Origin of the sequence: Fructilactobacillus sanfranciscensis DSM 20451, from assembly GCF_001436035.1 — a bacterium.
GTDB classification, from domain to species: Bacteria; Bacillota; Bacilli; order Lactobacillales; family Lactobacillaceae; genus Fructilactobacillus; species Fructilactobacillus sanfranciscensis.
On sequence record NZ_AYYM01000066.1, the window covers coordinates 1 to 332 of the forward strand.

The 332-nt window shown below is 41.3% G+C and carries 1 protein-coding gene; it reads left to right on the forward strand.

Annotation, left to right across the window (positions count from 1 at the left end; all coding sequences use genetic code 11):
- Positions 1–117: 117 nt before the first annotated feature.
- Positions 118–332, forward strand: a 215-nt coding sequence (locus FD36_RS06410; protein WP_003581649.1) for a transposase, incomplete at its 3' end; no start/stop codon positions are given.

Consider the following 332-nt stretch of genomic DNA (forward strand, 5'->3'; position numbering starts at 1 on the left):
GAGAGCGTAAAATATTTTGTGTAAACGCATAAAAGATTTCTAAATTGTATAGAAATAGGGAATGCCTTCCCTTATGATATTTAGTAACCACAGAAAACATCACAGGAGGCATTCCCCATGAATGAACTTACCACAGAAATTATCGCTGCACTAGCCCAAAAACAAGATTTGGACGAAGTTTTTCGTCACCACCTTGAAATCGCCATCAACCAGCTGCTTCAAACTGAATTGGCAGAGTTTTTGGGTTACGAACGCTACTCATACGCTGGGATTAACACTGGTAATAACCGCAACGGCAGTTATGAGCGCTCGTTTGATACGAAGTACGGCCA